Genomic DNA, 24,469 nt, shown 5'->3' with positions numbered 1-24,469 from the left:
TGCGGCAGGTCAGAATTCAGACAACTAGTCGTAAACAGCTATCTCGACCCGCGACTCCGTCGAGTCCGAGTACTCCCGTCTCGCAGCATCGTAAAACCTACCCAACGCAATATCACCGCCTGGCATCAACAAAGCAGGCGGCGGGCTCATCGGCAACGCGGCACCTGCGATCAGCCGCGTCGTACCCGATCCTTTCGATGCGTACGCCGACGCACCTTTTCCTGAAGCATCCGCAGGTGATGATGCACCGAAGGAGTAAAGTTTGTCCTGCAGCCCAGCAGCGCTCGCGTCCTCGACCACGGACAAAGGCTTCGCGGGCGAACTACCTGCACTGTGCACGCCGCTGTTGATCGCCCATTCGATCAGCTCGGTCAGAGTTGCGGGATCATCGCGCGCCAAGGCGAACGCTGTCCTCGTAGCGTCCTCTACTGTCGTTCGCCACGCAGTGCGGGAAGCTGCGGTAGGAAATTGAAAGCGGATGGAGTCGAGATACACCATGGCAGGCAACAATTCCGCAAGCAACGCAGCTGATTTCCCCTCGCTGAATTCGGCGCGGCCGAGTACCGAGTTGACCGTGCATCTCGCTGACCACTCCGGCAGTCCCAATGTCCCGAATCCCGCACGAGCGAGGTCGTACTCGGATCGTGCAGCGTCGAAATCGCCACCGAAGGTGTGCAACTTGGCCAAGTTCATCGCGCACCCGGAGGATTGCCGCACCAGACCGGGTAGGGCGTCGTATTGATCCCTTGCGTCTTCCAGGGCGGCACGGGCGTTGACAAAGTCACCGAGCATCAAGTACTCGACTCCAATGTTCATCCGACAGTCGGCGATTCGATCGAGAACCGGCGGCGTCTGCTCGAAGATTTCCAGCGCGTCACGATACCGATCGAGTGCGTCGGAATGGCGTCCCTCGGCTCCGAGAACAGCCCCCAGGTTCATCGTGCACACGGCCAGTTGCTCTCGGACGGCCAAGGTATCGATCTGGGAGTACGACTCGATCGCGCGCTGGTACAACTCTCGCGCTCTGTCGATGTCACCTGCGTTGGACTTCACCAGCGCCCTGCTTGCATGTAGCCGCGCCGAGATCATCGGATCCGTATCTCCCGAGAGGCGCCACGCCCGGTCGATGCACGCTTCGGCGTTCGCGTATTTACTCCGGGCTGTTTCGATGTCCGCCTCGATCAGCTCCACGCCCACTGCCTGAAGTGGCGTAATGCAGAGCGGTCTGGCCGACGCCAATTCGTCGACAGCGTCTTTGTAGCGACCGATCTGGAGATAGACGTAGGCAAGATCGATCTTCGTCGAGCACAGATGGTTACGCTGACTTTCGGTGTACACGACCAGCGCCTCGGTCAACCGGTTGGTGGCCTCCTCGTACCGCCCCAGCCTGGCCAAAGCGGCACCTGCACCTGCACGACAGTCCGCGACCCTACGCGGTCCGAGGGGTCGGAACGATTCGGCCGCGACATCGAAAGCGACGACCGACTGCTCGAAACGACGGGCAAGCGAGAGCTGCTTGGCGTAGTGAAACTCGGGCGCAGCCCAATCGAACGGTCTTTCACCGAGCTCGCGGTACAGGCGTGAGGCGTTTCGATACGCCTCGGCCGCCTTCAGGTGGTCGAACTCGCGCTCGAGGGCCCCCGCGCGCTCCATCTCGTCCTCGGCTTCCGATCGGATAGCCCCCGGGTCGGTCATAGACCCTGTAAGACATAGCGGTAGCGGCCACTACGCACCACCATCCTGGCAGCGTTGCTCAGCATGACCGTCGTTGTGGTCTTGCTGCTCCTTACCTGCTCTTCGATGTCGTCGTCGGTCACCTGTGATTTGACCATCCTGCGACGACGGTCGAGCCAGGAGAGATACCCGAGCCGGCCGACTCCTCCTCGTTCCGAAAGGATTTGGTAGGTCTGGGCATGAGCGATGTTGTCGAGGACACCCGCGTTGTGGTCGTGGGCAAACAGCTCGGCAGAACACTTGTCCACATCCAGTTTGCCGTCGACCGAGAACGCAAGGTACCTCGGAACGTCCTTCCGTATCGGGACAAGAAGTGGCCGCTGAAGGTACGGGTGATTGCCATCGTTGAGAAATGCCCAGTGAAGCGCGGCACGCGTCAGGTCCAACTTGTGTGACTGCTGCAGCGGCGTTCGAGTCCACTCGATGATCGACGCATACACCCGTTGCGCCTCGATCGAATACGTCGAGTCCTGATTCCGCGCGAGCAGCTCGACGGTCGCAGCGGACATCAGCGACCGCAGATACATGATGTTGCTGGTAAGAAACCAGGAACTCGCGGCGAGCCGCCGATCCTCAGGGTCGGGCTCGTCAGGAAGTCCACACCGCTCGATGATGCGCTCGATACGGAGGCACCCTTGCCGGCCAGACTCGGCCGCCGCCCGAGCCAACACCCGCATCGGTACCAGTTCTTCCTCGATCTGCAACGACCTCTCGGGAGGGTTGCCGTCCCAGTTCACCTTTCGTCTGACCTTGTCGTGTTCGACGAGCCCCGCCTCGACGTTCCGCGTCAATTGCCCACACTCCTGCAGCAATAGTTGCTGGATTGCCTCCGCCTTGGTCATGTTGTCCTGGTCCTCAGTCGAAGTAGCGAGTGCACCATGCGCCTGATTGATGAAATGGTATGCAGCCGTGTATCGATCGAGCTTGCTCGCCGCCATGGAGACCGTGCGAATGAGCAACCCGCTGTATCGCCACAGCTCCTGGTTCTCCCGTCGCATGTCCTTGAGTCGTTCTATCGGCGGCGCAAGAAGCTGCACGAGTTCGAGCGGCGGGACCTCCCCGGCAAGTGGGACGCTGACCAGGTGTAGAGCTTCGGCCTCGTGGACTCGACTCTCATCCCATTTCGCCCCATTCATAAGCTTGGTGACGAGACGGTCTGCGAACACCTGTCGTCGTACCTTCGACGACCGACGGACTTGGTAAGCCTGGTGAGCCAGATCGTAGTAGTCGCTCGACAGGGTCAAGGCCATGCCGTGGTCCGAAGCCAGATGCCGGTACGGACTCCCGCTCTCGACGCCGTAGAGCCGGGATATCTCTTCCAGCTTGCCCATGCTTCCCCTTGTCCATGACGCACACGACCGCACGTCGATGCGATAGTACTGCGGACCTGGTCGCGGCGAAGGATCAACTGCGAGAACGCACCTCGATGAATTGGCCGACACCGATGAGGGTAGTTCGTTCGACTGTCAGTCGAACGAACTACCCTCATCGGTCAGCCTGCGGCCGACTTCCTGCGCCCTAAGGCACTACGCCGTGCTTCCGCCAGGTACAGCTGCGACGTACACGCCGCATAGAGCTCGTAAGCACTGAACCCACCCCCGATTACCTGCACAACCGGCACGCCGAAATTCAGGAACTGTTGCACGGTAGGTGTGAAGATGTGATCACCGGACGCGAGCATCACTTGTCCGAAGTTCGCAGCGACCCACTTCGCATCGATCGAATCGATCAACGCTGCGTCGGCACCATTGGGACCATCCGAACCGAGCACACGCCTCACCCCGGAGGGGAGGGCGAAAAACGCGGCTTTCGCGTTGCGCTTGGCGACCGAAACGATCGCTTGCTCGTCTGCCAACATTCCAGTGACCTGGCGGTACTCGTTCCATACGGACACGACGGACTCGTACGCGACATAGCCGTCCACCAGATTTTCCAGATCCAACAAGTGCAGTGTGCGAGCCCGGTGCGAACGATGACGCCCCGGCTTCGGTCGACGAGAACTGACAGGCCTGGCGTAGCTGAGTCGGGCGGAAGCGGCACCGACGGTGGTCGTGGTCGTCATGACTTCTCCTGAGGCGTCGGTCGGCGCGGGCTGCACCGACCTCGTACAGTCCGCACCGCTCCCCCGACGTCTGGGTCCATTCCGGTGCCGAAACTACGGCGGGCACTCCCTGTTTCGATTGATAGCGGCATCCCTGTCCATCGTCAGACGGTCTCTTCCGCTCGACTTCGATGCCACCCGATCGCAACTACGGCTGCAACAGCACAGGCCGACGCCAACACGGGTCCCGCTGCGAACCCGATCCTGTCCGCCACGACGCCGCATACCGCGGCACCGACTGCGTCGCCTACGAAGATCATCGTGGTCGCCCACGCGAAGTATTCGCCCTGTGAACCTTCGGGCACGACCTCGGTGAGCAAGTCGTACGCACCAGTGATGACAGCGGAGATCGGAAGCCCTGCCAGCAACGAGACCACGAAGACGACGACTCCGTCGTCGATCATTACAGCCGCCTGAAACACGGGCAATCGCCACGAGCAATGCGTACAGCCCTCGGTGTGATCCCGATCGGGCGACCACATCGAGGCGGAGGAAGGCCAGTCCCACGAAACTGCCCAGGCCCCACAGCCCTACACACAGCGCGGTAGCCGTCGGGCCACCGTCGGAGTCGGCGAACAGAACGACGAGAGCGAAGGAGAACGCGCCGAGCGATCCCGAGATCAGCAGCAGCGACACATACAGCCAGAGTGCTCCGAAGAACACGTCCACCCCGCGACGCCCGCAAGCACCACCGACGGGGACGGCCGGGCGCACCAGCTTCGTGAAGGAGAGCGCGACGCCTGCACCGGTTGCAACGACCCCTCGAGCCAGAACTATCACCCACAGCGGCACCCACAGGGCCGTTACAGCGACCACGACCCGACCTACGAGGAGCACACCCTCCGACATCGACGACTCTAACGCGTTGGCGGCCTGCCGATGCTCTTCGGCGCAGAGAAACCCGATTCCAGAACACGCGCATGACGGCTGTGAACGGAAGCGTCACCGAACCGAGGATCGCTGCACCGACGAGGAGGCCCTCTGCGCCGAGCGGCAGGACGGCAAGTCCGATGGACACCGCACCATACGAAAAACACACGACACTCAGAAGCATTCCCATCGGGACACCGTCGGAGATCCGTCCCCATAGCGGGCTCGTCGCAGCTTGAACGATCTTGTAAGCAGCGAAGACCGCGACAGCAAAACTCGGAGACATCTCTCGGGACAACACGAAGAGAGGTAGTGCGATGCCGATAATGCCGGTCGGCATCCGCGCAAGCAAACTCCACGAAATCGCCCACCGGATGGCGGGGCAGGTCCTTGACGAATTCCAGCGGTCCCATCCCTCGTTCGACTGCCACGAACCACCTCCTGTGCTGGATCGCTCGTCGTCACACCCGATAGGCGGCGAGTTCCGTGGCATACTACGGCCGTTCGGCGGTGATCCGAAGGGTCAACTGCGAGAACGCAGCCCGAGAGGACAGCGCTGATGACCGACGCCACCGGAACGAAGACGGTGCGGCTGGAACCAATGACAACCTATTTGGTGGCAACCGAGGCATCGGTCACATCGACAGGATCAGGCTTGGTACTGCCCGACACCCTCACCCAGCCTTCGTTCGGGAAGATCGAAGCTCTCGGACCGGATGTGAAGGGTTTCGCCGTCGCGGACACCGTCGTCTTCAAGGCCGATTCTGCCGTGGATCTACACGTCGACGGCGTTCGTTATCTTCTGCTCAAGGCCGACAGCGTGATGGCCAAAGTCCTCCAATAGCGGCTAGCCGGCACAAGCTGCCGGGGGGATCGGTGCGGTGGGTATGACCAGCGCACCGAGGTACCCGACCGAAGCAGTTCGTCTCGTCGCTCTTCGTCCGCTCGAAGACGAGAAGGCAAGTCGACTCAGACGTGATATCCCCACCCTCATGGCCCGCATCGCCGCCGAGGTAGCGGGATGCCGCATCCGCCTCGACGCGTCGGCCGCCGAGCACGGGCTCGTCGAAACCACGGTTGTGGTCGACGGAGTGGAACCCGCGATCCAGGGCGAGATGCTCGACGAGTTCGCCGCAGTACTGGCACCGGTGGCCGAGGTCGAACACATTCTGCTTCCAACGGAGCGAGCCGACGGTCCAGTACGCCTGTGGCCGTTGACCACTCGACGGCAGGCGGTGATCGGTTACGGCGACGGTCACGTGACTAAATCGTGGCAATCGACCGAGCCTACGATGAAGAACGCCATCGAGAGCTGGCCGCTCGCGGACCTCGTGGCGTCGACACCGGGCTGCGGCATTCGGATGACGATCGGCCGAGACGCCAGCGCGCTCGACGATTCAACCTGGATCACGCATGTCGAGGTGGTGCTTCCCGAGCTCTCGACACCGTCGTTCAGGCTGCGAGCAACAGTCCGCCAGCACTGGCACGGTCTGACGGTCGCCGACGAGCCCACACAGACTCCGGTACTACTTCGGACCAGAACCGTCGACATTCCTGCCATCTTCGCCGTACCGATCGCCGGCACTGTTCCGCTGCCAGGAACGGTTTCCGGCGCAGCTGCGCCCATTTATGTCCAACCGGCCGGGCGGGTGAACGACCCGATCGACCGGCTGCGAATCGGTGCAGCGCACACACCGGGTGCACGGATCGACGTCTCCCTCAGCGCAACCGAGCGCCTACGCCACCTGCACGTACTCGGTCAGACCGGCACCGGGAAGTCCTCGCTTCTGGCCGGTATGGCTCGCGGAATCGCTGAGGCGGGGGAGGGCATGCTGGTCATCGACCCACACGGCACCCTCGTTGACCGAATTCTATCGGAGCTTCCGGCAGCCGCTGCAGCTCGCACGTGGGTGATTCGCAGCGGGAACCTGGAGATGCCGATCCCGCTCAACCCGCTGGCAACCGACGATGCCGTCGCTAGAGACATCGCGATCGATCAGGTCGGGCAGATGTTCCAGTATCTTTTCGATCGCAAAGGCGACGGAATCGTCGGGCCGCGTTTTCGCGAGCGCGTCGCGATGGGAATGCGGGCCCTCGCCGCTGTGCACGGTGCCCGAGCCAGCATCCTGGATGTTCCGGCGGCGCTCGCCGACGAGGCGTTCATGCGCAAAGCCTGTGCCATTGCTGGGGACGCCCGCCTCACAGCGTGGTGGAAGAACGACCGGGCGAGCGGGCGGTCGAGCGAACACGGTGAAGTTGTCTCATGGGTAAATTCCAAGTTCGAGGCGTTCAGTTCGACGGCGTCGATCCGAGGTGTGCTCGGATCGGGCGTGGACTCGTTCGACATGGGCCGGGCGATCGACGAGAACCGGATCGTACTCATCGACCTCTCCAAAGCGTTACTCGGAGAGCCGGCTTCGCGACTACTCGGCTACTTGCACTTGCAGCGCACCTGGGAAGCCGCGCTGCGCCGAACGTCGAAGAGTCCTTTCACCGTCATGGTCGACGAAGCACACTCCGTCATTTCGGGTTCACTGACGTCGATGTTGTCCGAGGGCCGTAAATTCGGCCTGTCCGTGGTGATGGCTCACCAGTATTTGGATCAACTCGACTCCGACCTCCGACCCGCTGTCGACGGCAACGTCGGAACGACGGTGGCGTTTCGTGCGGCCGTCGGCGACGCCCGCGCCATGTGTGCGAGGTTCGGAGACACCATCACCCCCGCAGTGATGACCACGCTGCCGGAATTGACGGCCATTACGCTCCGTGCCGCGTCCGGCGCTCCTGCCCGGCCACACACCTTGACCGTCGACCACAACGACCATGCGCACTCGCGCAGTGGCAGCGCGTTGACCCGATTCGTCGATCACCTGCACTACACAACCGACATGGAACTGGCTGCGCCGTACCTGTTGGACACGATCCCCGCTCGCGACGGCGCATCGGCAGTGACTGCGACGACGAAGGACGAGCAGGAACAACGGCCGGTGCCGCGATGTCCGTCATCCGCTCCCTCGTTCCTCGACGAGTGGCTGGACAAGCGCGCGAAAGCCAAGGCGACCACGGCGACGTCCGAGCAAGCCGAATCGCAGGCCACCTGACTAGATCCCCTACTGGTTGCGACCTCGACGGAGGTTCGCGGGGGAGCGGTACTCCCAGTGTCAGCGTCCGAACGAACCGGACGCGTAAGCGCTGGGAGCACCGATGATCCTCTCTCGACACCTCGTCTCGACTGTACTTCGATTCTTCGCGGCCCTCTGGTCTTCCGTCCGCGGCCGAGGAGCCAATCCCGACGCCGCCGCGGACACCATTGGCATCACTCGGGTCACGTCCGCGTGTTCCAATCCTTCAACCTCGTCCGCACCGATCGGTGTGGTGCGATTCAAGATCGGCCTCGAAGACACGGTCTGTGTCGTTGCGGCGTGGCAGAAACCGAACTCCGATGCGGTCGTCATCAGCCGCGTGGCGACGGTCGATTCCTCTACCGCACATCACGTCCTGCTCCTCGATGCGTTCGCCGACCTGTATGCACTCGCGGAAGACTACGCCGTGCCCACCGTTGTGATCGTGAAGTCGGCGGCGCTGTTTCGTGAGCTGGCGCAGTGCACCGAATCGTTCCCATCGATTCGGCTGGTCGACAAGTCCGACAGCCGCGCGACACGCTTGTCCCACCACGTCTCGGCGCACCTCGACGCTGGACTCGGTGACAAGTGCCCGGTCGAACGCAGCTACGAATTCAGCAACGGAATCGTTCGCGACGGGGTCGCTGTCACGGTGATCGCGTCGGACGCTTCGGTTCTGATCGACAAGAGGGTCGCCGGAATCGCTTGCGTCGCAGCCGATGAAACATCAGCCGTGTCCAGCCTCCGAACACACAATGTCAAGCTCGCCGAACTGGAGGCAATTCATCTCGCTCTCCGCTCATACAAGGGACGCCCGGTACAGATACTGAGCGACAGCAGGCCTGCTCTGTGCGCTCTGCTGGCCGATCCGACATCACACGACAAGGCCACCGCAGCCGTGATCAACCGGATCCGGTACGCCATGGGCCGACGACCGGTAACCGTCACGTGGATCAAGGGGCATGTCGGCCATGAGTTGAACGAGGCTGCCGATCGACTTGCCAAGTCGGCGGCGCGGTCGGCATCCCATTCGGCCTCGCGCAGCGATGCCGAGGCCGTCGCGGTGTGACGTTCTCGCACCGTTGTTCCCGGTGTCGTTCGGTCGAACGACACCGGGTGCTCGGGCATCCCCCTGTGCCACATGAACCGTCATAATCCAATCGCCGACGCACTGATTGTCAAGGAGATTCGATGCCACCACGCGAAGACAGCCTGAGTTGGGCAACCCCGGAATGGTGGGTGCGCCCCAACCGGGGGTTCCGAGAGATCTCGCGCGACAGATTCATCAAGCTGTGGACGGACGCCATGGCTCGGCCGAAGCCCAACATCTCGCTGCTGCGTGACGAGACGAAGGGGTGGATCAGCGATCTCGGTCATAGGGCGTGGATAGAGCAGCTGTACACCAAAGCATGCGCTGCCGCCCTTTGGAGCGACACGACAGCTCTCCGGTACGACGTCGAGGTGTGGAACAACGCCACAGAAGCATTCGCAGACTATGTCGATCCGTTGATCCGAATCAGCTCGTCGTATCAGCAGTCGGCAAAAGAGCGACGCCCAGTTGGTCTTCCGGCCGCGCTGAACGAGCCGTTGCGTCAGCTGTACCTTTCCGACACGTGCGGTGCCGCGCGGCGTGCCTTGATTCTGTCGGAAGACTGCGGACAAATCACCTTGACGAAGGCGTCCGCGGATCAGTTCCTCGCGGAGCCGACGCGCGCAGGCGCTCAGGTGGACGCGGCAGCGATGCGCGGATTCGCCCGCGGGCTGATGAAGTGGGTGGACAAACTGGAGGAGTCATCCGACGGAGCGGCGGACCCCGACATCCTCGAAGTTCTGTATTCCAAGATCGATCATCTGTCGGAGACTTACGGCGAACCGGATGCGCTTCTGCGTAAGCCGACGCAGGAAGAAATCGACATCGTCGAGGCCGAGCTGAACCGGGTGATCACGGACAACCCCGCGCTTGTCCGCCGAAAAGGAAAGATGCTCTCCGGTTTCACCAGTTCGGTGGCCACCGAGGACGACGTGGTGGGCGACGCTTGGGTGCGTGCGCGCAAGTATCTGCTCAAGAACCTGATCGAGGGCGATCCCCTGCAGCCCGAAAAAACGTTTTTACTCAAACTCAAGTGGACGATCTTCGACTTGCGTCGGCGGGAACTGAGGATCATCGACCGTACGCACTGGGTAGCCGACAGCTCCGATGCCGAAACCTTTTCGTCGGCAACGGCATCGCGTAGTGAGACTCACAGCTACCAGGTCGAAAACGATCGAGTCGAACTACGCACCGTGTTCGCCGACGCAGCGTCCTACCTCGAGGATTCATCGGTCGGGGAGATGTACGCACACCGGGATCCGGACGTCGTGGACGGCGTGTGCTGGGAAAGACGGACAGCGATCAAGTTTCTACGTGCAGGAGCGACCAATACGACTCCTCTGACTCTCGATGCGGCTTCGATCACCAAGCTCATCGTCGCCATGCACGAGATCGACACGCCGACCGACGCCATGAAGAGTTCCCCCTCGGCCAGTGCCAAGATGGTCATCCAGCTTCTACGGATCGGCATCGCGGGCGTTCTGACTGCCGACGACATCGAGTCAGGCGATGTTCAGTTCGGAAAACCGTTGAACCAAACATGGTCGCAAAGAACGAATGTCCTAACCCGACAATTGGCTCACAGCCACGACGCACTTACTCGAACGGAGAGCAAATGAGCACCGCTGATCGGTCCGGTGACCTCGAGGTCGACAGCCGGGGCACTGTTATGTGGTTCGGGGCTCCTGCGCCTGCGGTAGCGGAGGTCTTCGTCGACGTTGCCCGCGGAATCCGAGTGACCGTCGATGTCGCCGATCCATCGACACCGTTGAACTGGGCGATCACCGCCGATGCCGACGCAGGCCTGTTGGCCGCGGCTGTGGGTGACCCCGATCTCGAACGAACTGTCGCGCAGGCACGTTCGGGATCGACGGTGCACAGCGGCCCCTACCGATTCGTGTCCGTGTGGGCCAGGCAGGCGTTGACGGCATCGGTCGCTCGATGGTCGACTGCTGCTCTGCACAATGGAGCCCTCCTGCTCGATCGCGCAGCCGCTGCCGAGGGCATCGGCAACCGGTCGAGCGCAAGCCGATTGGTGGCATTGGCGTCGCCGTCTTTCACCGCGCTCGGACAACGCTGCATCGACGGTGACCTCGGCGGCGGCGCCGCGACCGAACTGGCAGCGCTCACTTCCTCCGCTGCACGAGCGGTATCGGACACGGTGTGGGGTTCGGAGGTGGCCGAACTCTCCCGCGAACTCGATCGAGTCACCACCTTCGACGACTCCGATTTGTTCGACTGGTTGGCCCAATTCGAGTACGAAGAAAATGGCCAACTCGCAGGCCATCTCGGCGAGACAGACACCGAAGCCGGACTCACCACGGAGCGAGCGGCGGTCGATCCGCACCTGGTCCCGTCGCGCATCCTCGCATGGAGCGGATCCCGGACGCCAGAGCTGACCATTGAACTGCGCGACGATGACAGCGCCGTCGAGATGAGTGTGCTGTTGGCAGGCGACGTCGACCCGTTCTGCGCGGAGGCGAGCAGGTTCCTAGGATACGCCGCGGACCGTGCTACCGGCGAAGTTCTCGTAGTCACACGCCTGACCGTCCGAGATCGAACGTTGGTGGGCGAGTTGTCGATCGCAGCCGCAGACCGGAACAACGCGGTATACGGGGTGTTCTACGCCGACCGTAAGCCTGCCGACGTACGTGCGACCGAACTGGGACGAACTCTGGTCGAGGTCGACCGGCTGATGCTGGAGTCCTGGAACTTTCATCGGGCTGCGTTGGCGGTGCAAAGCTCGGTGGACGTACACGACGGTGACCGCGTCGACGTGGCAACGGAATCGTCGAACATGCTGTTCGGTTCGGCGCGCGAAAGCGCTGCATCGGCGCGCTCGATTCTCGACGACATCATCGCCAGAGGTCAGTACGCCAATTCTGAACTGGAAGATGCTCTGCAAGAGCGTCTTACGGCGATCAGCAAGTACGTTGCGACGTTGCGCACGAAGCCCGCGGCACCGGATGGAACCCATCCGCTGCTGGCGGAGATGCTGCGTGCGGAACCTTGGGACGAATTGTGACCGAGGACGTCGGCGCACCGGATCAATTGTTGATCAGGTGCGCCGACGCCGGGGCCACCTATCTGTCTTGGACCTGGCATCGGCCACCGTTCACCCCCAACGCGAAGCAGCTGAACCCGGCGCATCTGGCCGCTGCACTCGACCTACTCGACCACGCCCTGGACCCGATCACCGGCGAGAAGACCCCCGACGCGATACGGCGTGCACTCACAGCCGGCGGGTTCGGCGATCGCACGATCGAAAGACGGATGGCAGCGACGCTGACCAGTGCTGTACTGCCGGAGGCGTTGCTGAAAGAGTTGCGGCAGCACGGTCGCTCCGGTCGACAGTTCGTCGTGCGAGTCACTCCGAGCCCGCAACTGGCCAGGATTCCGTGGGAGCTGTTGCTCGTCGACAGCGACGACCTTCGACTGATCGAGATCGCCTCGGTTCGATACGACCCACCTGCGACGGTTCATGCCCAGCGCAGCGTGTCCGCTCCACGATGGTCCGGCGCGCGAGGGCTACCCGCGCTGTTCGCGATCGATCCGCGTCTACCTCTCCGCGCCGCAGACCATGGGCTGTCTCAGACTCTCGGTCTCGAAGCCAGAAGACGGTTTGCCGCACGAATAGAACTTCTCGCTGACTCCGGTCGAGCCCGGTACGCCGAAGACGAGACGTTCTGGCCAATCGGCAGAGACGTGACCAGGAATCTGCTGCACCGGGCACTCACGATGGTGCCGCGATCACGCTTCTTCTACTTCGGGCACGTGTCAGCAGCCAGGCACGAGCCGGGATCGGCCTCGATCCACCTGTCGGAGACCATGTCCAGTGTGTGGGGCATGGCCGCGCCCTTGACGCGGATCGCCGCCGACGGAACACCGGCTTCTCCGCATCCCGACGATCACCGTCCGTTCTCCGCCCTGGACCTACTGCTCGGCACGTCGCAAAGTCAAGACCCTTTGGCGTGGAGGCAATTCGGAGCCGACGCAAGCGCGCTCGGCCACCAGCTGTGGCCGATGCCTGCCAGGGTCGCGCTAATCGCGTGCGAGGGCGGCGTGGACTACCGTTCCGCCGAGACGTTCGGCTTGGTGATGGCCATCATCGATTCCGGTGCTGAGCTGGTCACGACCACAAGGTGGACGTTGCCCTCCGACGAAGTTTTCGTCGAAGCGCCGACCGACACCGGATCGCCTGCCACGCCGACGACCGACCTTGCCCTCGCAGTCGACTCCGCTCACGAAACCGACAATCCGGTCGTCGAATGGGCCGCATGGCAACGACAACAGCTCGAGCGATGGCGTATGACAGGGGCCCTTGTGCACTCGCCCGTCGTCTGGGCATCGATCACGCACACGTTCGCGCCTGCTCGCTCGCGGACGCCTGACGCCTGACGCCTGACGCAAGCCTTTTCGGGCTGGGGGGATCGGTTTCCTGGGCAGCGGGACACACCCGCGCCCCAGCAAACCGAAGGACATGTCATGGACCACCTCATCCTCATCTCGACGACTCTGCGCGAACAGTTTCCCGATCTCGAATCCGACGAATTGCACTCACTTGCCGAGCACGTGATCGGGGAGATCGAGCTTCAGGTCGGCCAGCAACTCAGCGAAGGCCTCGACGGCGATCAGCTCGCAGAGTTCGAAGCCCTGGTCGACGCAGGGAACGACCAGGGCATCAACGCGTGGCTCGAGTGCAACCGACCCGACTACCCACGCACCGTGATGCGAATCCGCGACGCGGTCCTGGCCGAGACGTTGCGCATCGTTCGCGCCCGCTCCGGTGCGAGCGAAACCGAAAGCCCGGTCGAAGGCAACGAGAACGACGAGAACACCGCCCTACGCGACTGGCCTGCCGTCGAAGCGTACGTCAGTGAGAGATACGCCGACGTGGCCCGGCGCGACGACAACTTGATGATCACGCTGAAGAATGGCCCCGGTAGAACCAGGACGGTCCTGGTCAACGCCCCGAACGACAAATGGATTCAGCTCGAAGCGGTCGTCGGTAAGAACCTGGACGTCCCCGACGTCCATACGGCGCTGACGGCTGCGTACAGGTACGTCGGAATTGGAATCGCCTTGTCCGGTCCTCACTTGCTGGTCCGCAGTGCCGTGTCCTTCGCCGGCGCGACTGGCGAATCTCTGCGCAGCGCGATCGAGCTCGTGGCAGGCACGGCGGATGGGTCGCTAGAGGCCCTGGCCGAACACGGTTCCGACGAGGCAGCCCGCTGACCCCTCTACAACGACGAAAAGGGCTCATGCTCTCAGCATTTCGCTGAGAGCATGAGCCCTTTTTTGTTTCACCGAGTGGTCGGCCCCGAGCTCACAACGCTGTGCCACACCCAATGCATGTGCTGTTCTTGACGTTGTTGTTCGCGCCGCAGTTGGCGCATTTCTTCGCTTCGCGCAGTGCTCGGTAGATCCTGATCATGTTCTCTACTCCTGTGGTTGGTTCATGTGGTCGATAGGTACTGACGGATGGCAACTGGCCGAGGTGGTGCTCTCGTCCGGTTCATGCTCTACTCAGGACTCCGAATCGGACGAGGTCGCCGGTGAGTACACGGGCATTCGATGAGCCCGTCCTCGATGGCACGGTAGGCGAGGTCGACCTTGCTGCGAACCTGACGGCCGTGCGCGCGGTACTTCTCCCGTGCTCGGCTGAGATGTGTCGAGACGGTAGCATCCGCGAGGTAGTACTCTCGCGCAAGTTCGCCCCTGGTCTTACCCTTTACGTAGCCTGCGACGATCGTCGCTTCACGCGCGGACAACTCGGTGGCCGAATGATGCTCGGGGGCACCGAGAATCGATGTCAGCAACGCTCGTGCTCTGGCGACGTCGATCCTCGGGTCCAGGTAGTGGTCGACGCCTCCCGGTCCCTGTTGCTTCGGCACACCGACGACGCAGACTGTTCGATCGTGGGTGGAATGTACGCTGCGATGCTGTTCGAGTGCAACAGCCGACACGAAGACCACGAGGTCGGCGGCCAGGGCCACGCAAGTGGGCATCTGCGCGCGCACCCGGTAGCCGAAGGTACGGAATAGAGCGGCAACAGATTCGCCGCCCAATGCGGTGGTACTGACGACGATGATGTCGAGTGCCTCGGTCATGAATCTTGCCTCACCATCGGATGGTGTTGCAAGGGCGCTCATTTCGAACTCTTAGCGGCAGGGGTCCGGTACAGCGATGTCTGACCGGGGTCGGCGAGGCGCAACGCAAGCCGGTTTCGAGCGGTTGAGTACAGCTGACGCTCCATGTGATCGATACGCTCGAGCACGACGTCGAGTCCGTGCTCCATCCGCTTTCCGTGGTTGTCGACCTCGACAATCTCGTGCTGGATTCGGGCGTACTCGCTCTCGGTGTCCGACAGCCGACGCTGTGCTCGGCACCGCCGCCGATCGGCGGCAACCAGCTCGAAATACTCGGGGCGCCAGATCTTCGTCGTCTGGTAGGCCACGTCGAATCCGGCGGCGAGATAAAGCGCAAGCATTAGACCGGCCAACACCATATCGGCCGGGTCGTTCTCGCCGTCACCGGTGATCAATCCGCTGAAAAACCGGACAGCAGCGAGAGCGATCCCGATGCTGGTCCAGATGACGGCGAACAGAATTGCAACGTTCCTGTGTCCTGAGACGTATGCCGAGCCGATCCCCATCGCACTCAGCGCGGAAATGCCGGAGATAGCGATCGCGACGAGCCACGACACAGTCTCGTTCTCGTTGACGAGTACGTCGAAGGTCGCTTTGGCGAGCAGAGTGTCCACCGACATGCACACCACGCCCGCGATCAGCAGCACGAGAGGCCATGTAGGCATATACGGCCCTGACTTCGGTGCCGGCTTGGCCTTTCCGGTGGGCTTTGTGCCGCTACCCTGCGCCTTCTGGTCTTGTGTCGGTGCAGTCATGTCTCGTACTCCTGAAGTGTCGGCGTCTTTCACGTCGGGCATGCTCAGACCGCCTTGTCGGTGTCGGCGTCGGTGTCGGTGTCGGCCGCTCCACCTGGGAGTAGTACAGGCGTGAACGGCGCATACACCCGACTGATGGACAACTCGTTGAGCGGATGCTGCTGCAACTCGGGTAGCGAACCGCGTGTTGTTGCCGGGTCCGCCACCTGCAGCTCCAGCCGTTCGGACTCGTCCGTCAAGGCCTTCCATCGCCCCTCGTAGAAACTCTGGTGGCGGCCGTGCTCACGCCGGATCTCTGCGAGGTCGGTACCGACCCGCGTCAGGTGCTGCACTCCTTGGGCTCGTAAGGACGCGAGTGCGGTGGCCTGGTTGAGAAAGTGCAGCTTCGCGGCATCTCGCCACTGATCGGTCACCGATGCGATAAGTCGGTCCAACACATCGGCATGCGCACTATCGACGCTTCCGGCATCGGCATGATCGTCGATCATCGCTTCGACGGTCGCGACGGCGGCATCGAGATCGGGAACTGGTTGCGGGATAGGTTCGCGCGCATCCCAGTTGACGATTGGAGTGACGGGGTGACGGTTGAACAACGTTCGGATTCTGTCTCGCGTGTTCGTGGGCAGATGCGGGAAGATTTTCATCGGTGGTCCTGTTCTCGTCGCGGGTGCCGGCCGATCCGGTAACTACTGCACCGGTCCCCCGGCGCGGTCACTCGCGGCGGGGGCCGCGGGGATGGACTGCGCGTTCGCCCAGGAAGGCGGCGAGATCGAACTCGTCTCGACCGACCGCGTAGCTGCCACCGAGCGGGCGAACGCGGCCCGTAGATAGGTATTGGCACGCCGGTTGTAGAACTCGCAGCTGTGCTGCACGCGCACCAGGAGTGCAGACCAGTGCGCTGTTCGATCGGTGTGCAGTACTGCGATTTCGCGGTGGACATCGCCCTCGGCGCTCCGGTGCGAAGCCAACTGCCCGTCTGCTGCGGCGAGGGTGCGATCGTGCTCGCGCAGTCGCCGGGCCATGCGTTCTGCTTCACTCTCGAAGTTCTCCGCCGTCGACCGCGGCGAGGCAGTCGGCGTCTCACCTCCGAGTTGCGCCACCCGGTCCTGCGCCCTGACGATCTCCGTGGCACGGATCTCGAGCTCGCGGTACAACGAGGACAATCGGTCGTCGATCGACGCGATCATCGCCACAGTCGACAACCGTTCACGCTCGACCTGGTGCAAGAAGCAATGTTGAAGTGTTTGCAGCCGATGGGTTCGCAGCGGCGGATCTGCGGGTCGCGAATCGACACCGGCCAATTCGCGGACCAGTGGGCGGTCGACCCGGCCTGCCCACCAGTCACCGAAGGCAATTCGTTTGTCGTACCGCAGTATAGGCTCGGGCATCCTCTGCAGTGCGGGCACCGCACGCGGGAACACCGCATCTGCTGCTGTCATCGGTGCAACGTCGACTCGTGTGTAGCCGTCGTCGTCTGCCGCACCTCGGGTATTTCTATTACCGAACATCGATTGGCCTCTCGTGTGGCGTGCAAGGAATGCGCAGGCAAGTTCCGGCGCACAGGGAAGACACCGAACCCCCGCAGGCATGCGCGCCTGCGGGGTTCGGGTCGAAACTCGTTGGGACGGTTCAGCAGGGATCGTCGAGCAGGATGCGAACCGATCGGTTGAGTGCCGCCGGGCCGGGAAGAAGCTCACCGGTCATCGTGTCGCGGTCCGGTCGAACGTACTCGGGGAATTCCGAACCCACTCCCATTGCCGTCGTTGATAATTCGGACGCACCGGCGTTTCTCAGCTCCGCAACCACAGCACTCGCTCGTCGCAGACCGAGCGCCTGCAATCGCTCGCGAGCCGAACCGTCGTCCGCTGTGGTTCCCTGAATCGACGCGGTCCGCCGGGAATCGGCGACGAGCCACTGTGCAATAGGTAGCAGCGCGGCCCTCGCACGCTCGGCATCGACGAACGAGTCACTTTCTGCAACGAAAGACACATCCGACCGACCACCGAACACGATTTCGTCCGACGTGCACACCGGTGGTTGCGCGGGTGCAGCGGGCAGATCGACCGTCCGTACCGAGAACGTCGTCTCGAGGGCTTCATTCGTGTTCGGTGCCGAGTCGACCCGCACTGTTGCCCCCGCGGCTTCGAAAACCGCGGTCCACAACGCGGATACCCTGGCTCGCAACGGAGCATCCAGTGGGGACTGCGGACTCGCGGTATAGCCGAATCCCACCAGATAGGTTGTAGTGCCAGTCAGATCCGGAAGAGAACCGGTCGCGTTGAGGTAATGAGCCACGTCTTCAGGGTCGGCCTCGAGCATTCCCTCGGTGGTGAGCTGCAGGCGCCCCGAATCGGCAAGCCCTGGGTCGGCGACGATCAAGGCCGGGGACTCTGCGTCCACAGACCGCAGTCGCCCCACGGCCATGGCAACGGACTCGAGCAGGTCACTGCCGTTGCCATCGGATGCGCGATGCAATGCCTCGTCGACGCGATGGAGGTTCTTCTCCACCACTGCATTCTTGCCGGCTTCGGTACCTTCCACCGGCTTGAGTTTCAGGTCTTGGTCGAGGGTTGGGGTCGCGGCCACGTGAACGACGTCGACAGGACCGCCGGCTCGGACGGTCTCGTCCACTACTGCCCTGCCGAGCACCCCCAGACTCGGAATGGGGGCGTTGGCATGCGTCCCTGCTACAACGACAACCGCCCCGGCGGCGGGGACCGTCACCTCTCCGACGGTCGCTTCCTGGTGACCGATCGATGTACCGCACCCCGACAGAATTGCTACTGCGGCGGCGAGCCCGAGCAATGTTGCCCCGAACCTCCGCGATCCTGCGTTCGTCATGGTGTCCCTCTCTCGAATCCTGCACTGTGTCGAGAGGAACACCGGTCCCCCGGTGTCAGGTGCCGGCGCGTTACCTGCGACAGCCGCTGCAATTCTGACGGATGCGCCCAGGGAGACATCATGGAATCTGACCGACCCGGCATCGGGGGCAGACGCGCGTCGGGATTGATCGGCTTGGACCACGCTTTCAGATCGAATGGCAGATCCCTGTGCCTAGGCGTGCTCGAGCCCCGATGGATAGAGAGATCCAGCTTTGGGTTCCGCGACTTCGACCCACGGAACCGAAAATCCGGCAGCTACGAGGGGTGTGTCGAACTCCAGAGTGGTGATCGCACGCCCATTGACCTCCGAGGTGTCGATTACGTGGGCGGACGCGGAGATCTGCTTCACCGACTACAGGTACGCCTCGGCCGAGTTGGCGCGCACGCACAGGTGATCGCACAGCGACAGCTCGTCGCCTTCGAGGCCTAGAGCTGAGAGCTCTGGAATGACGGAACGGACTCCTTTACTCCGGCGAGGAATCCGGAGTTGGGGATGTTCATGGCTGGTTGTCTACCAGCCTGCCGCGGGTCCGACTACTCGACCTTCTCGGTCCGCAGTTCGTGACCCTTGGATGTCAAGCAGCGACCGGTGTCGAGGTTCCAGTCCCACCCGTGGAGGTTGCAGGTCAGCTTGTTTCCTTCGACGACGCCGAACTTGGTGAGGTCGGCCTTGAGGTGCGGGCAGCGACGCTGGATCTCGTAGCCGGCAACTTCGATGGTGGCGGTGTCGTCGTGCGCCTCGGAGAACCAGCCGTCGGCGTAGGCGATGCGCTCGTCGGTGAGGCATTTGAAGAACGTGTAGAGGAATTCGTTGTAGCCGCCGACGCGTCGGGCGCGGAAGCGGGTGGACAGGAAGATCGAGTTGACCCAGTCCGGCTCCTGGTCACGTATCGCGGTGCGTACCAGCTCCGGCGGGATGGTGAAGCTGTAGCGGAACTTCTCGTTCGAGATCGGTTCGCGCACGATTCGTTTCGGGAAGTCGAGTACAACGGTTTCGTCGCCCATCGTGATTCCGACGGGGTAGCCGATGCCGTCACAGATCAGATCGGTCTGCGCCATGATCGGCTCGAACAGGCCCCGCATCGGCTCGAGCAGTGGCTCGCCCTCGTCCGGGGTCCAGGCTGCCTTCTCCGCGGCGATTACCGACGCCTGACGCTGGGCGTAGGCCTCGATGTAGTCGGCCTTGCCGGTGGTGAAGATGGCCTCGACCTCGGCCGTCGGGATCGGGTGCTCGTGCGAGAGCAACTCGGAACCGTCGAACGTCGCAGCGGTGCCCGGCATCATAAGCAGGCCTTTATCGTGCCCGTGCAGTCGCATTTGCTCGAGAAACACCATCTGGTCCGGGAAGATATTGGCAGGGTCGCCGTGGACATCGTTGAGCGTGCGCAGCTCGTCGTCGAGGAAACACGGCGGGCCTGCCGACGGGACGACCCACGTTGAGCCGACCTGCTCGATGTACTGGCGGGCGCGATCCATCTGCCGCTGACGCTTCTGGATGCCGAAGTTCTTCTTCGCGCGCGAGACCATGTCGTAGACCATCGGGTACCAGATCGCACCCGAGTACTGCAGCATGTGCACGTCCACGGGACCGAAATTCTCGGTCATGACGTCCAGGTCAACCGGCCTCGCGTCGTTCATGTTGAACGCCACGGTCTTGCCGTCCGAGACGACCAGACCCGAGTCTCCGATTGGACCGTCGGCGGGTGCACGCAACGCGATGATCATGATGTCGAGATCACCTTTGGGCCCTGCGATCGTGTGTTTGACCGAGTCCGTCGTCTCGTAGAACTTGTGGAACCCGAGCTTCTCGAGCTCGTGCTTGAGATCGAGCACCGGGTAGTCCGGCAGCAGAACCGTGGCGTCCTTGTTGACGTGCTCGGCCAGGTTCTTCGGGTCGAAGTGGTCCTTGTGCAGGTGCGAGACGTAGAGGTAATCGCAATCGCCGAGCGCGTCCCAGTCCAGTTCAGAATTATCCGGGAATGGGAACCACGACGCGTAGAAGGCCGGATTCACCCACGGGTCGCACAGAATGGTGCCTGAGCTGGTCTTGATATGGAAACCTGCGTGTCCGACGCTTGTGACCTGCACTTGTCGTCCTCCTGACGTACTTGCGAACTTCTGATGGTAGGCGTCCGCCAGCGTGGATTCGGCCGATATCTATCCAAATCGGCAGTTGACAAGGTCACACTCCGGACCCAGTGAGATATCGAAAGCCTTTTCGACGCCCTCCCGGATATGCGCTGCAAAGGCCATGACATGAGCGGTGGTGGCACCGCCGCGGTTGGTAACGGCCAGGACATGCTTGGACGACAACGCGACGGAGCCGGTGCCCCACTCTTTCCCGTACCCGCGTCCAAAGCCGGCGTTCTGAATAAGCCAGGCCGCAGGAAGCTTGGTTCCCAGCGGATCCGGATACGTCGGCGACTCGCTCGCCTTGTCAGGTATCTGCGTCAGGACAGGGTTGATGAAGAAAGACCCGACACTCCAGGTGTCGTGATCGTCCGAATCGAGAACCATGCCACGCTCGCCGCGCAATTGCAGAACAGCCTCACGCACCTCTGAGACCGGCGCTAGACCATCGACGTCGATTCCGAGCCGATCTGCCAGACCCGAATACCTGATGGGCTTGGACGTGGTCGACACATCCAGAGCGAAGGTCACGTCGAGGATGACGTAACGGTCGCTGTGTTTGAAGACCGACTGCCGGTGACTTCCGAAGCCGCATTCTTGGGGCAGCCAAGACCTGGTCACCCGGGTTTCGCGGTCGTACACCGTCAATTCAGAGAGTAGGTCGGAAGTGAGAGTGCCGTACGCGCCGACGTTCTGGATCGGCGTGGCACCGGTGGAACCCGGCACACCCGACAAAGTCTCCAAGCCCGCGAGTCCTGCGTCGAGCGAGGTCAACACCACTCGGTCCCATTCGACGCCCGCATCAACCCTTAGCTTGTCGTGTGAAACTTCGAGTCCGGCGGTCTCGACCTTGACGACGAGACCGTCGAACCCCTGGTCACCCACGACAAGATTTGAACCGCCCCCGACAAGAAGTACCGGAGTTCCTGACTCGTCCGCGTCGCGAACAAGAGAGACCAGCTCATCGGAGGTGGTCGCAACGGCGAACTCACGAGCCGGACCGCCGAGTCGCATAGTGGTGAGCTCGGAAATTGCAGTAGCCACGGTAGACGAGGGTACCGCTCATTCGTAGTGTGAGGATCCACCGGTAATCTGCGTCAATGCCTCGCCCCATTGAGCACAGCTCGACTGTGCCCGCCTCCGCCGACCAGGTTCACGCTGCACTGACCTCCGAGCAGTATTGGAAGGACCGCATCGAACAGATCGGCGGCCCCGGTGCGAGCTTGAAGAGCGTCACCGTCGGCGAGGGCACCATCGACGTCGTCATGATCCAGTCCGTTCCCGAAGAAGAGCTGCCCTCCGCGGTGACTGCCTTCAAGAAGGGCGATCTCATCATCGAACGCACCGAGAGCTGGGGGCCGTTCGACGGCACCCACGCCGACGGGATGTTCGGAGCCACCGTCGAGGGTGCGCCGGCTCGCATCACCGGCACCACGACGCTCGACGGTGTCGGCGATACGACGGTCATCGCACTGGCGGGAACCACCGAGGTCAAGGTCCCCATCTTCGGCGGAAAGATCGAGGCGATGATCAGCGAGCAGGTGCTCTCACTGATCGACAACGAGCAGGACTTCACGGGCAACTGGATTACCGAGACGTCACAATAAGTATCGTCTTCCGTTATGGCTCGCCGAATGAACTACTCCGCCCGGTTCACCCACTCGACGCAGCAGGTGTATGCCGCGTTGTCCAGCCGCGATCACTGGGACGCGCGTATCGAAGAGATGCGCAAGTACTCGGAGAACGAGCTGAAGAGCTTCGAGGTGTCCGAGGCCGGAATCGACATCGTCATGCACCACGTCATTCCCCGCACCGAACTGCCCGACATCGCACAGACGGTGATGAAGAAGGACATGATCATCACCCGGAACGTGCATTTCGATGCGTACGAGGAAGTCACCGCAGGTCACTACGACGCGTCGATCCCGGCGGGCCCGGGTTCGTTGAAGGGCACCACCTCGCTCTTTCCCACCAACGGCGGTTCGACGCTGCGCACCTCGTCCGAGGCCAAGGTCTTCCTGCCGTTCATCGGCGGCAAACTCGAGCAACTGATGCTCGTCAACCTCGTCGACCTGTGGCGCGGTGAGGGCGAAGTGACCGCCGACTGGCTCGACAAGAACGCCTAGCCCACTGAAGGGGCCTGAAGGCGTCATCACCCGCGGCACCACCGGCATCAATCGGTTGCGTCGCAGCGATCGGTCGCTGATGCACAACCCCGACGTTCGACGCGTCCTGCTCGCATCCCCGGATCCGCTGGTCGTGGACCTCGGCTACGGGGCGATGCCGAATACGACTCTCGAGCTCGCAGGCAGGTTGCGCACCATCAGGGCCGATGTTCGCGTCACGGGCCTCGAGATCGACCCCGCCCGCGTCGTCCCGGGCAAAGACGGTGTGGAGTTCGCCCGCGGCGGTTTCGAGTTGGCCGGGCTTCGACCCGATCTGGTGCGGGCGTTCAACGTTCTGCGCCAGTATCCCGAGGATGCGGTTCCGGCGGCCTGGAGCCGGATCCAGTCCCGATTGGCACCCGGTGGGCTGCTGGTGGACGGCACCTGCGATGAGCTGGGTCGCCGCTGCGCGTGGGTCCTGCTCGATGCCCAGGGTCCGCGGTCGTTGACGTTGGCCTGGGATCCGTTCGATGTCGAGACGCCGTCGGATATCGCCCAGCGTCTCCCGAAGGTGTTGATACATCGCAACATCGAGGGCGAGCGTATTCACGATCTGCTGCAGCGCGCCGATCGGGCGTGGTCGGTCGCGGCCCCGCTTGCCACCTTCGGCCCCCGCCTGCGTTGGCGCGCGGCCCTGAAGATACTTGCCGAACAAGGACTTCCAGTCACGATCCCCCGCAGGCGGATGCGAGACAACGTGCTCACGGTGCCCTGGTCGGCGGTCGCCCCTCGCTCCGAGGACGAGTGAAATCGGGTGCAGTAGGCCGCGGTCAGCGCGGTTTACTGCACCCGATTTTCTCGTCGCTAGGTGCAGGCCGACAGTGCCAGCTCGACCCGTTCGGCCACGCGGTCGGTGTTGCCTGCGGCCTCGGCATACAGGGCCTGCGGGTCGACGCGACCGATCGCCACGGCGTCGCACACCACCTCGTCGAGCGTGATCTGCGAGATGCCTCCGGCGGCGAGATCGAGCACCGTCCGCACCGGTGTGGTGATGTTGAACGTGCCTGCCGACTCGACGTCGCGAGGTTCGAGTCGCAAACGGTGAACGGCGAGACGGGTATCGCTCAGGCGTAGGTCGCCGAAGGCGCACAGATGCACGAATTGTGGGTGCAGGTGCCCGAATCCGTGCAACTCGGCAGCACTCTGGTGCGAGATCACCGCCTCGCCGCCGAACCAGGCACACCACATCGCGAACACCTCGAGTTCGCTGTGCGGCCACTGGCCGAGCCGAAACAGGTTGCGCTCGACGCGGGTCCACGTATCGGTGGCCAGGTTGACGCGCACCATTGCCGCATCGAACCCGAGCTCGCCGGCTTGCTCGGCGGTGAAGTAGCCGTCCTGACGAGTGGCGAGCGAGTGCAGTTCTTGCACACTCGGACCTGTCGTACTCATGTCGCAAGCGTACGTCAGAATGTGTTATACATCACAAAATTTGGCATCGTAAACAAGGGTTCGTCAGTTTCACAGAGCT

23 protein-coding genes are annotated in these 24,469 nt (G+C 62.7%); 10 read left to right on the top strand and 13 right to left on the bottom strand.

What is annotated here, in order from left to right; translation table 11 throughout:
- Window positions 1-24: 24 nt before the first annotated feature.
- The 4 genes from ACOQFP_RS16300 to ACOQFP_RS16285 form a co-directional block, all read right to left on the bottom strand.
- Window positions 25-1,695, bottom strand: coding sequence for a tetratricopeptide repeat protein (locus ACOQFP_RS16300; protein WP_206492479.1), 1,671 nt, complete (start codon window positions 1,693-1,695; stop codon window positions 25-27).
- Entirely contained in the window at window positions 1,692-3,065 is a 1,374-nt protein-coding gene (locus ACOQFP_RS16295; protein WP_421584901.1) for a hypothetical protein, read from the bottom strand. The genes ACOQFP_RS16300 and ACOQFP_RS16295 overlap by 4 nt, the downstream gene beginning before the upstream one ends.
- Before the next feature lie 161 nt (window positions 3,066-3,226).
- On the bottom strand, window positions 3,227-3,796 hold the full coding sequence (locus tag ACOQFP_RS16290) for an NYN domain-containing protein (RefSeq protein WP_206492477.1): 570 nt from the start codon (window positions 3,794-3,796) through the stop codon (window positions 3,227-3,229).
- Window positions 3,797-3,939: 143 nt separating this feature from the next.
- Window positions 3,940-4,239: a hypothetical protein gene (locus ACOQFP_RS16285; RefSeq protein ID WP_206492476.1), complete on the bottom strand. Its 300-nt coding sequence runs from the start codon at window positions 4,237-4,239 to the stop codon at window positions 3,940-3,942.
- A 1,025-nt stretch (window positions 4,240-5,264) separates the two neighbouring features.
- On the opposite strand from ACOQFP_RS16285, the gene ACOQFP_RS16280 reads away from it, so the two are divergent.
- The 7 genes from ACOQFP_RS16280 to ACOQFP_RS16250 all read left to right on the top strand — a co-directional run bounded on the left by ACOQFP_RS16280 (window position 5,265) and on the right by ACOQFP_RS16250 (window position 14,152).
- Complete coding sequence (locus tag ACOQFP_RS16280; RefSeq protein ID WP_206492475.1) at window positions 5,265-5,549, top strand: co-chaperone GroES family protein; 285 nt, start codon at window positions 5,265-5,267, stop codon at window positions 5,547-5,549.
- 43 nt (window positions 5,550-5,592) lie between these two features.
- Window positions 5,593-7,806 carry a type IV secretory system conjugative DNA transfer family protein gene (locus ACOQFP_RS16275; protein WP_206492474.1) on the top strand — a complete coding sequence of 738 codons (2,214 nt, stop codon included), beginning with the start codon at window positions 5,593-5,595 and terminating at the stop codon, window positions 7,804-7,806.
- 103 nt (window positions 7,807-7,909) lie between these two features.
- Window positions 7,910-8,896 (top strand): RNase H family protein, encoded by a 987-nt coding sequence (locus ACOQFP_RS16270; RefSeq protein WP_206492473.1) that lies wholly within the window; start codon window positions 7,910-7,912, stop codon window positions 8,894-8,896.
- A 122-nt stretch (window positions 8,897-9,018) separates the two neighbouring features.
- Window positions 9,019-10,536, top strand: a complete 1,518-nt coding sequence (locus ACOQFP_RS16265) for a hypothetical protein (RefSeq protein WP_421584900.1) — start codon at window positions 9,019-9,021, stop codon at window positions 10,534-10,536.
- Complete coding sequence (locus ACOQFP_RS16260; RefSeq protein ID WP_421584899.1) at window positions 10,533-11,942, top strand: hypothetical protein; 1,410 nt, start codon at window positions 10,533-10,535, stop codon at window positions 11,940-11,942. Before ACOQFP_RS16265 ends, ACOQFP_RS16260 begins: the two co-directional genes overlap by 4 nt.
- The gene (locus ACOQFP_RS16255) at window positions 11,939-13,315 is read left to right on the top strand and encodes a CHAT domain-containing protein (RefSeq protein ID WP_421584898.1); all 1,377 of its coding nucleotides are present in this window, start codon (window positions 11,939-11,941) and stop codon (window positions 13,313-13,315) included. Before ACOQFP_RS16260 ends, ACOQFP_RS16255 begins: the two co-directional genes overlap by 4 nt.
- 87 nt (window positions 13,316-13,402) lie before the next feature.
- The gene (locus ACOQFP_RS16250) at window positions 13,403-14,152 is read left to right on the top strand and encodes a DUF5663 domain-containing protein (protein ID WP_206492469.1); all 750 of its coding nucleotides are present in this window, start codon (window positions 13,403-13,405) and stop codon (window positions 14,150-14,152) included.
- Window positions 14,153-14,439: 287 nt separating this feature from the next.
- On the opposite strand, the gene ACOQFP_RS16245 is transcribed toward ACOQFP_RS16250, so the two are convergent.
- The 8 genes from ACOQFP_RS16245 to ACOQFP_RS16210 all read right to left on the bottom strand — a co-directional run bounded on the left by ACOQFP_RS16245 (window position 14,440) and on the right by ACOQFP_RS16210 (window position 21,877).
- On the bottom strand, window positions 14,440-15,027 hold the full coding sequence (locus ACOQFP_RS16245) for a response regulator transcription factor (protein ID WP_421584897.1): 588 nt from the start codon (window positions 15,025-15,027) through the stop codon (window positions 14,440-14,442).
- Window positions 15,028-15,065: 38 nt separating this feature from the next.
- Entirely contained in the window at window positions 15,066-15,821 is a 756-nt protein-coding gene (locus ACOQFP_RS16240) for a hypothetical protein (RefSeq protein WP_206492467.1), read from the bottom strand.
- 44 nt (window positions 15,822-15,865) lie between these two features.
- Window positions 15,866-16,465 (bottom strand): hypothetical protein, encoded by a 600-nt coding sequence (locus ACOQFP_RS16235; protein ID WP_421584896.1) that lies wholly within the window; start codon window positions 16,463-16,465, stop codon window positions 15,866-15,868.
- 42 nt (window positions 16,466-16,507) lie between these two features.
- Entirely contained in the window at window positions 16,508-17,260 is a 753-nt protein-coding gene (locus ACOQFP_RS16230) for a hypothetical protein (protein ID WP_206492465.1), read from the bottom strand.
- A 190-nt stretch (window positions 17,261-17,450) separates the two neighbouring features.
- On the bottom strand, window positions 17,451-18,662 hold the full coding sequence (locus tag ACOQFP_RS16225) for a hypothetical protein (RefSeq protein WP_206492464.1): 1,212 nt from the start codon (window positions 18,660-18,662) through the stop codon (window positions 17,451-17,453).
- A gap of 213 nt (window positions 18,663-18,875) precedes the next feature.
- Window positions 18,876-19,052: a VOC family protein gene (locus ACOQFP_RS16220; protein ID WP_421584895.1), complete on the bottom strand. Its 177-nt coding sequence runs from the start codon at window positions 19,050-19,052 to the stop codon at window positions 18,876-18,878.
- Window positions 19,053-19,237: 185 nt separating this feature from the next.
- The gene (locus ACOQFP_RS16215; RefSeq protein WP_421584894.1) at window positions 19,238-20,791 is read right to left on the bottom strand and encodes a Rieske 2Fe-2S domain-containing protein; all 1,554 of its coding nucleotides are present in this window, start codon (window positions 20,789-20,791) and stop codon (window positions 19,238-19,240) included.
- A gap of 69 nt (window positions 20,792-20,860) precedes the next feature.
- Window positions 20,861-21,877: a UDP-N-acetylmuramate dehydrogenase gene (locus ACOQFP_RS16210; RefSeq protein WP_421584893.1), complete on the bottom strand. Its 1,017-nt coding sequence runs from the start codon at window positions 21,875-21,877 to the stop codon at window positions 20,861-20,863.
- A 56-nt stretch (window positions 21,878-21,933) separates the two neighbouring features.
- Between ACOQFP_RS16210 and ACOQFP_RS16205 the strand changes: the two genes are divergently transcribed.
- From ACOQFP_RS16205 to ACOQFP_RS16195, 3 genes are all read left to right on the top strand, one after another.
- On the top strand, window positions 21,934-22,440 hold the full coding sequence (locus ACOQFP_RS16205; RefSeq protein WP_341244636.1) for a DUF2505 domain-containing protein: 507 nt from the start codon (window positions 21,934-21,936) through the stop codon (window positions 22,438-22,440).
- Between the two features lie 15 nt (window positions 22,441-22,455).
- Complete coding sequence (locus ACOQFP_RS16200) at window positions 22,456-22,959, top strand: DUF2505 domain-containing protein (RefSeq protein WP_206492459.1); 504 nt, start codon at window positions 22,456-22,458, stop codon at window positions 22,957-22,959.
- A gap of 79 nt (window positions 22,960-23,038) precedes the next feature.
- Window positions 23,039-23,746 (top strand): class I SAM-dependent methyltransferase, encoded by a 708-nt coding sequence (locus ACOQFP_RS16195; RefSeq protein ID WP_421584892.1) that lies wholly within the window; start codon window positions 23,039-23,041, stop codon window positions 23,744-23,746.
- 56 nt (window positions 23,747-23,802) lie between these two features.
- Here ACOQFP_RS16195 and ACOQFP_RS16190 read toward each other — a convergent pair whose 3' ends face one another.
- The gene (locus ACOQFP_RS16190) at window positions 23,803-24,390 is read right to left on the bottom strand and encodes a type IV toxin-antitoxin system AbiEi family antitoxin domain-containing protein (RefSeq protein WP_206492458.1); all 588 of its coding nucleotides are present in this window, start codon (window positions 24,388-24,390) and stop codon (window positions 23,803-23,805) included.
- Between the last annotated feature and the right edge of the window lie 79 nt (window positions 24,391-24,469).

Origin of the sequence: Rhodococcus sp. MALMAid1271, from assembly GCF_049195265.1 — a bacterium.
Taxonomy (GTDB): Bacteria; Actinomycetota; Actinomycetes; order Mycobacteriales; family Mycobacteriaceae; genus Rhodococcoides.
This window is presented reverse-complemented; position numbering and strand designations above follow the sequence as displayed.

Bases quoted from the DNA above. Each gene is read 5' to 3' on its own strand.
- ACOQFP_RS16200 (WP_206492459.1), top strand. From the start codon at position 22,456: ATGGCTCGCCGAATGAACTACTCCGCCCGGTTCACCCACTCGACGCAG.
- ACOQFP_RS16300 (WP_206492479.1), bottom strand. From the start codon at position 1,695: ATGACCGACCCGGGGGCTATCCGATCGGAAGCCGAGGACGAGATGGAG.
- ACOQFP_RS16285 (WP_206492476.1), bottom strand. From the start codon at position 4,239: ATGATCGACGACGGAGTCGTCGTCTTCGTGGTCTCGTTGCTGGCAGGG.
- ACOQFP_RS16270 (WP_206492473.1), top strand. From the start codon at position 7,910: ATGATCCTCTCTCGACACCTCGTCTCGACTGTACTTCGATTCTTCGCG.
- ACOQFP_RS16280 (WP_206492475.1), top strand. From the start codon at position 5,265: ATGACCGACGCCACCGGAACGAAGACGGTGCGGCTGGAACCAATGACA.
- ACOQFP_RS16235 (WP_421584896.1), bottom strand. From the start codon at position 16,465: ATGAAAATCTTCCCGCATCTGCCCACGAACACGCGAGACAGAATCCGA.
- ACOQFP_RS16295 (WP_421584901.1), bottom strand. From the start codon at position 3,065: ATGGGCAAGCTGGAAGAGATATCCCGGCTCTACGGCGTCGAGAGCGGG.
- ACOQFP_RS16205 (WP_341244636.1), top strand. From the start codon at position 21,934: ATGCCTCGCCCCATTGAGCACAGCTCGACTGTGCCCGCCTCCGCCGAC.
- ACOQFP_RS16195 (WP_421584892.1), top strand. From the start codon at position 23,039: ATGCACAACCCCGACGTTCGACGCGTCCTGCTCGCATCCCCGGATCCG.
- ACOQFP_RS16230 (WP_206492465.1), bottom strand. From the start codon at position 17,260: ATGACAGCAGCAGATGCGGTGTTCCCGCGTGCGGTGCCCGCACTGCAG.
- ACOQFP_RS16250 (WP_206492469.1), top strand. From the start codon at position 13,403: ATGGACCACCTCATCCTCATCTCGACGACTCTGCGCGAACAGTTTCCC.
- ACOQFP_RS16265 (WP_421584900.1), top strand. From the start codon at position 9,019: ATGCCACCACGCGAAGACAGCCTGAGTTGGGCAACCCCGGAATGGTGG.
- ACOQFP_RS16225 (WP_206492464.1), bottom strand. From the start codon at position 18,662: ATGACGAACGCAGGATCGCGGAGGTTCGGGGCAACATTGCTCGGGCTC.
- ACOQFP_RS16260 (WP_421584899.1), top strand. From the start codon at position 10,533: ATGAGCACCGCTGATCGGTCCGGTGACCTCGAGGTCGACAGCCGGGGC.
- ACOQFP_RS16290 (WP_206492477.1), bottom strand. From the start codon at position 3,796: ATGACGACCACGACCACCGTCGGTGCCGCTTCCGCCCGACTCAGCTAC.
- ACOQFP_RS16190 (WP_206492458.1), bottom strand. From the start codon at position 24,390: ATGAGTACGACAGGTCCGAGTGTGCAAGAACTGCACTCGCTCGCCACT.
- ACOQFP_RS16240 (WP_206492467.1), bottom strand. From the start codon at position 15,821: ATGACTGCACCGACACAAGACCAGAAGGCGCAGGGTAGCGGCACAAAG.
- ACOQFP_RS16245 (WP_421584897.1), bottom strand. From the start codon at position 15,027: ATGACCGAGGCACTCGACATCATCGTCGTCAGTACCACCGCATTGGGC.
- ACOQFP_RS16275 (WP_206492474.1), top strand. From the start codon at position 5,593: ATGACCAGCGCACCGAGGTACCCGACCGAAGCAGTTCGTCTCGTCGCT.